A 7078-nucleotide genomic window follows, 5' to 3' on the forward strand; every position below is an offset into this window, starting at 1 on the left:
CGCGGTGGACCGCCAGTGGGGACCTGGTGTATCTGGGTCGGGCTGATGAGCAGGTGAAGGTTCGTGGGTTCCGGATCGAGCCGGGTGAGATCGAGGCGGTGCTGGCCGCGCACCCGCAGGTCGGGCAGGCCGTTGTCATCGCCCGAGAGGATGTCCCCGGCGACAAGCGCCTCGTCGCCTACGTCACCGCCGACGATCCGGACGGGTTGCCGGCCGCGCTGCGACAGTTTGTCGGGTCGCGGCTGCCGGAGTACATGGTCCCGGCGGCAATCGTGGTGCTTGATGCGCTGCCGTTGACCCCCAACGGCAAGCTGGACCGCAAAGCCCTTCCCGCGCCGGAACTTACCGCGGCCGGACCGCGACGTGCCCCGGCCAACGCCCGCGAAGAAGCACTCTGCCAGGCCTTCGCCGAAGTCCTCGGCCTTGACTCCGTCGGCGTCGACGACGACTTCTTCGCCCTCGGCGGGCACTCACTGCTGGCGGTACGCCTCATCAGCCGCGTCCGTGCAGCCCTGGACGTCGACCTGTCCATCCGGACGCTGTTCGAGGTTCCGACGGTGGCGGGTTTGGCCGAACGGCTGTCCGGTGCGGGCGTGGCGCGGTCGGCTTTGGTGCCGTGGGTGCGGCCGGAGCGGTTGCCGCTGTCATTCGCTCAGCAGCGGCTGTGGTTCCTCTGGCAGCTGGAGGGTTCCAGCGCCACCCACAACGTTCCAGTCGTATTGGATCTGTCGGGTGAGGTCGATGCCGGGGCGTTGAGCGCTGCGCTGCGGGACGTGATCGGCCGGCACGAGGTGCTGCGGACAGTGTTCCCGGCCGTCGACGGTCAGCCGTTCCAGCAGGTGATCCCGCTGGACGACCTGGACTGGGAGCTGCAGCTGGTCGACGTGGCATCGGCGGACCTCAGCGCGGCGGTGGCGGCAGCGGCGCAGTATGCGTTCGACCTGGCCGGCGAGTTGCCTATCCGGGCGTGGCTGTTCGCCGGCGATGCTGGCGAGCGGATGCTGGTGGCGGTGGTGCATCACATCGCCGGGGACGGCTGGTCGGTGGGGCCGCTGGCAGCGGACGTGTCGACCGCCTACCAGGCGCGGCTCGCCGGTCGGACCCCCGAGTGGGAGCCGTTGCCGGTGCAGTACGCGGACTACGCGTTGTGGCAGCGGGAAATCCTTGGTGACGAGTCCGACCCGGACAGTGTGATCTCGCGGCAGGTGTCGTACTGGCGGCAGGCTCTGGCGGGTGTGCCGGAGGAACTGGTGCTGCCGGTGGATCGTCGACGCCCGGCAGCGGCGAGCCGTCGCGGGCACGTGGCGCCGGTGGACGTGCCGGCCGCGCTGCATGCGCGGTTGCTGGAGGTGGCTCGGGCGCAGGGCGTGACGGTGTTCATGCTGTTGCAGGCCGGGATCGGGGTGCTGTTGTCGAAGCTCGGCGCCGGCACGGACATCCCGATCGGTGCGGCGATCGCCGGCCGTACCGACCAGGCGTTGGATGATCTTGTCGGGTATTTCGTCAACACGTTGGTGATCCGTACCGACCTGTCGGGTGACCCTTCCTTCACGGAGCTGCTGTCTCGGGTGCGTGAGGTGTCGCTGGCCGGGTTCGAGCACCAGGATGTGCCGTTCGAACGCCTCGTCGAGGAACTCGCCCCGGCCCGGTCATTGGCCCGGAACCCGTTGTTCCAGGTGATGCTGACCGTGCAGAACAACGCTGAGGCCGTCCTGGACCTGCCCGGGGTACAGGCGGGCGAGCCGGCCGCGGCGGCAGACCTTGCGGTGGCGAAGTTCGACCTCGACTGGAACGTCAGCGAGACGTTCGACGCCGATGGTGTTGCGGCGGGGTTGCGGGGTGTGTTGACGGGGTCGGTGGACTTGTTCGATGCGGCGACGGTTGCTGATATCGCTCGGCGTTGGGTTCGGGTGTTGGATGCGGTCCTAGCCGAGCCGTCGGCGCCGGTGTCCACGGTCGATGTGCTCGACGCTGCCGAGCGGGAGCGGGTGCTGTTCGGGTGGAACGACTTGGCGGTTCAGGTTCCGGAAGTGTCTCTGGCGGAGTTGTTCGCCGGGCAGGTGGCTCGGACGCCGGGTGCGGTGGCGGTGCGTGGTGACGAGGTTGAGCTGTCGTATGCGGAGTTGGATGCCCGGTCGAATCGTCTGGCCCGGTATTTGATCAGCGTCGGGGTGGGGTCCGAGTCGGTGGTGGGGGTGTGTCTGCCGCGGAGCGTCGAGATGATCGTGGCCTTGCTGGCGGTGGTGAAGGCGGGTGGTGCATACCTACCGATCGATCCTGAGCTGCCGGTGGAGCGGATCAGGTTCATGCTCGCCGATGCGCGTGCGGGGGTGTTGCTGGGGTTTGAGGATGTGTTGGATGAGTTGCCGGCGGGTCGGGTCAGGTCGGTGGCGTTGGATGATTCGCGGATGGTTGCCGCGGTGGCGGTGTTGTCGGATGTGGTGTTGCCGGTGGTGGTGGGGGCGGGTCATGCGGCGTATGTGATGTATACGTCGGGGTCGACGGGGGTGGCGAAGGGTGTGGTGGTGCCGCATCGGGCGGTGGTGCGTCTGGTGTGGCAGGCGAGCTTCTTCGAGGTCCGCGCTGGGGATGTGATCGGTCATCTGGCGTCGGCGTCGTTTGATGCGGCGACGTTCGAGATCTGGGGCGCCCTGCTGAACGGCGCCGTGCTGGCGGTGGCCCGACCGGGTGCGATGTCGACGGCCGAGTTGGGTGCGTTCTTGGCTGAGTATCGGGTGGATACGTTGTGGTTGACGGCTGGTTTGTTTGATCAGGTGGTGGGTGCGGATGTGGCGGTGTTGGCGGGGGTGCGGCAGTTGTTGGCTGGTGGTGATGTGTTGTCGGTGGCGTCGTGTCGGACGGTGTTGGAGCGGGTGCCGGGTCTGCGGTTGTTGAATGGGTATGGGCCGACGGAGAACACGACGTTCACGGCGGTGCACGCGGTGTGTCCGCAGGATGTGGTTGACCGTGTGAGTGTGCCGATCGGCGCGCCGATTGCTGGCACGCAGGTGTATGTGCTGGACAGTCGGTTGGCGCCGGTGCCGGTCGGGGTGGCCGGGGAACTGTATGTCGCTGGTGCGGGTCTGGCGCGCGGGTACGTGGGTCGCGGTGGCCTGACTGGTGAGCGGTTCGTCGCCGACCCATTCGACCCGGCTGGTGGGGCTCGGATGTATCGGACCGGGGATGTGGTGTCGTGGTCCGGTTCGGGTGAGTTGATGTTTGTCGGCCGGGCCGATGAGCAGGTGAAGATCCGTGGGTTCCGGGTCGAGCCTGGCGAGATCGAGGCGGTGCTGACTGCGCATCCGCAGGTGGCGCAGGTCGCGGTGGTCGCGCGGGAGGACACGGCGGGGGACAAGCGTCTGGTCGCCTACGTGGTGCCGGCTGATGGCGACGGTGACGGCCTCCCCGCGGTGTTGCGCGCGTTCGCCGGTGATCGGTTGCCGGAGTACATGGTGCCGTCTGCGGTGGTGGTGTTGGCGGCGTTGCCGTTGACGGTGAACGGGAAGTTGGATCGGCGGGCGTTGCCTGCGCCGGATTTCGCGGCTGGGGCTGGGGTCGGTCGTGGCCCGGTGAGTGTGTATGAGGAGTTGTTGTGTCTGGCGTTCGCTGAGGTTCTCGGTGTGGATCACATCGGCGTCGATGACGACTTCTTCGCGTTGGGTGGGCATTCGCTGCTGGCGGTGCGGTTGATGAGTCGGCTGCGGGCGGTGTTCGGGGTTGAGCTGTCGTTGCGGGCGTTGTTCGAGGCGCCGACACCGGCTGGTTTGGCCGGCCGCCTGCCGGGTGCGGGGGTGGCGCGGTCGGCGCTGGTGCCGTGGGCGCGGCCGGAGCGGGTGCCGTTGTCGTTCGCACAGCAACGGCTGTGGTTCATCGGTCAGCTGGAGGGCCCGAGCGCGACGTACAACATCCCGATGGTGCTGCGCCTGTCCGGCGAGGTCGACACGCCTGCGCTCGAGGCGGCGTTGCGGGACGTCATCGGCCGGCACGAGGTGCTGCGCACCGTGTTCCCCACCGTCAACGGCGACCCGTTCCAGCAGGTGATCCCGGTCGAGGACCTGGACTGGCAGCTGCACGTGGTGGATGTCGCTGCGGCGGAGCTCGGCGAGGCCGTGGAGGCGACGGCGCAGTACGCGTTCGACCTGGCCACCGAGGTGCCGATCCGGGCATGGCTGTTCACCGACGGTTCGGACGAGCGAACGCTGGTCGTGGTCGTGCATCACATCGCCAGCGACGGCTGGTCAACGCGTCCATTGGCCGGCGATGTGTCGGCGGCGTATGCGGCGCGGTTGGCTGGTCGGGCGCCGGCGTGGGGGCCGCTGCCGGTGCAGTATGCCGATTACACGTTGTGGCAGCGGGAGCTGCTTGGTGCCGAAGGCGATCCGGACAGTGTGATCTCGCGGCAGGTGTCGTACTGGCGGCGGGCTCTGGCTGGTGTGCCAGAGGAGCTGGTGCTGCCGGCGGACCGGCGCCGTCCGGTGGTGGCGAGTCACCGTGGGCACACCGTGCCGGTGCAGGTGGGCGCCGACCTGCATGCCCGCCTGTTGGAGGTTGCCCGGGCCGAGGGCGTGACGGTGTTCATGCTGCTGCAGGCCGGACTTGGTGTGCTGCTGTCGAAGCTCGGCGCCGGCACGGACATCCCGATCGGCGCGGCGATCGCCGGCCGCACCGACCAGGCACTCGATGACCTTGTCGGATTCTTCGTCAACACCCTCGTGATCCGCACCGACCTGTCCGGCGACCCGTCCTTCACCGAACTGCTGGCTCGGGTGCGGGAGACCACACTGGCCGGGTTCGAGCACCAGGACGTGCCGTTCGAGCTGCTGGTCGAGGAGCTCGCCCCGGCTCGGTCATTGGCCCGGAACCCGCTGTTCCAGGTGATGCTGACTGTGCAGAACACCGCGGACGCGATCCTGGCTCTGCCGAGGATCGGCGCGGGTGCGTACGCCGGACCGATGTCCGGAGTATCCGCGGCGAAGTTCGACCTGGAGTGGAGCGTCACCGAGAGCTTCGATCCCGATGGTCGGGCGGCGGGGTTGCGGGGTGCGGTGACCGGTTCGACGGATCTGTTCGATGCGGGCTCGGTTGTGGTGATCGCTGAGCGGTGGTTGCGGGTGTTGGAAGGGGTGCTGGCGGATCCGTCGGCTCCGGTCTCGGCGGTGGATGTTCTCGGTGCCGGTGAGTTGGACCGGATGCTGCGTGAATGGAACGACACCGCGGTCGACGTGCCGACCAACACGCTGCCGGGGTTGTTCGCGGCGCAGGTGGCGCGGACTCCGGATGCGCCGGCGGTGGTGTTCGAGGGCGAGTCCGTTTCGTATGCGGAGTTGGATGGTCGCGCGAATCGTCTGGCCCGGTTGCTGATTCAGGGTCCGGATTCGGTCGTGGGGGTGTGCCTGCCACGGGGCGTGGACATGGTGGTGGCGTTGCTGGCCGTGGTGAAGGCCGGCGGCGCGTACCTGCCGATCGATCCGGACCTGCCGGCCGACCGTGTGGCGTTCATGCTGGCGGACGCGGGTGCGGCGTGTGTTGTGTCCGACGGGACGTTGGCCGGGTTGGGTGTGCCGGTCGTGGCCGTCGACGCTCCCGGGTCGTCGGATTCGGATCCGGATGTGCGGGTCGTGTCGGAGCAGGCCGCGTATGTGATTTACACGTCTGGGTCGACCGGTGTCCCGAAGGGCGTGGTGGTGTCCCACGCCGGGATTGTGAACCGTCTGGTGTGGATGCAGGCGCGGTTCGGTCTGGCGCCTGGAGACCGGGTGTTGCACAAGACGCCGTTTGGTTTTGACGTGTCGGTGTGGGAGTTGTTCTGGCCGTTGATCCAGGGCGCGGTGATGGTGGTGGCCCGTCCGGGTGGTCACCGCGACCCGGGGTACGTGGCGGAGCTGATCCGTGATGAGCACGTGGACACTGTGCATTTCGTGCCGTCGATGTTGGAGGCGTTCCTGGCCGCACCGCAGGCAGCCGAATGCGGTGGTCTCAGGCGCGTGGTGTGTTCTGGTGAGGCGTTGGGAGCGGCAGTCCGGGACCGGTTCTTTGAGGTGCTGCCGGGTGTGGGGTTGTTCAATCTGTACGGCCCGACGGAGGCGTCGGTGGACGTCACGGAGTTCGAGGCGCGGGCGGATGGTTCGCCGGTGGTCCCGATCGGTCGTCCGGTGTTCAACACCCGCGTCTATGTCCTGGACGACCGGTTGGCGCCGGTCCCGGCTGGGGTCGCTGGCGAACTCTATCTCGCCGGGGTGCAGCTCGCCCGTGGCTATGTCAGTCGTCCGGGATTGACGGGAGAGCGGTTCGTCGCGGACCCGTTCGACGCTGGCGGTCGCTTGTACCGCACCGGTGACGTGGTGCGCTGGTCCAGTGATGGCGATCTGGTGTATCTGGGTCGTGCGGATGAGCAGGTGAAGATCCGCGGGTTCCGGATCGAGCCGGGCGAGGTGGAGGCGGTCATCGCCGCGCACCCGCAGGTCGCCCATGTCGCGGTGATCGCCCGCGAGGACATTGCTGGGGACAAGCGCCTCGTGGCGTATGTGGTTCCAGCCGACGGCGAAGGTGACGGGCTGGCCGCCGAGTTGCGTGGGTTCGCCGGCGACCGGTTGCCGGAGTACATGGTGCCGGCGGCTGTGGTGGTGCTGGCCGCGTTGCCGTTGACGGTGAACGGGAAGTTGGACCGCAAAGCCCTGCCTGCGCCGGACTTCGCGGCGACCGCCGGGAATGGACGCGGGCCGGCCAATGCCCGCGAGGAGCTGCTGTGCCAGGCGTTCGCGGAGGTGTTGGGTCTCGACGCCGTCGGGGTTGGCGACGACTTCTTCGCGCTGGGCGGTCACTCGCTGCTGGCCGTGCGGCTGGTGGAGTGGCTGCGGGTACGCGGGCTGACGGTGTCGGCTCGGGCACTGTTCCTGTCGCCGACACCGGCTGGCCTCGCCTCGGCTGCGGCTGCGGTGACCGTCGAGGTCCCGCCAAACCTGATCCCCGCCGACGCGCAGGCCATCACCCCGGACATGCTGCCGCTGGTCGAGCTGACCGAGGCCGAGATCCAGGCCGTCGTCGGCACCGTCGCGGGTGGCGCGGCGAACGTCGCGGA

Annotated in this window: 1 protein-coding gene; it reads left to right on the top strand. The window is 68.5% G+C overall.

Translation table 11 applies throughout. The features are described from left to right. Positions 1-26 precede the first annotated feature (26 nt). Positions 27-7078: amino acid adenylation domain-containing protein (locus tag AB0K00_RS57335; RefSeq protein ID WP_363540077.1), on the top strand; the 7052-nt coding region annotated here is incomplete at its 3' end.

The sequence above is a fragment of the Dactylosporangium sp. NPDC049525 genome, assembly GCF_040676755.1.
GTDB lineage: Bacteria > Actinomycetota > Actinomycetes > Mycobacteriales > Micromonosporaceae > Dactylosporangium.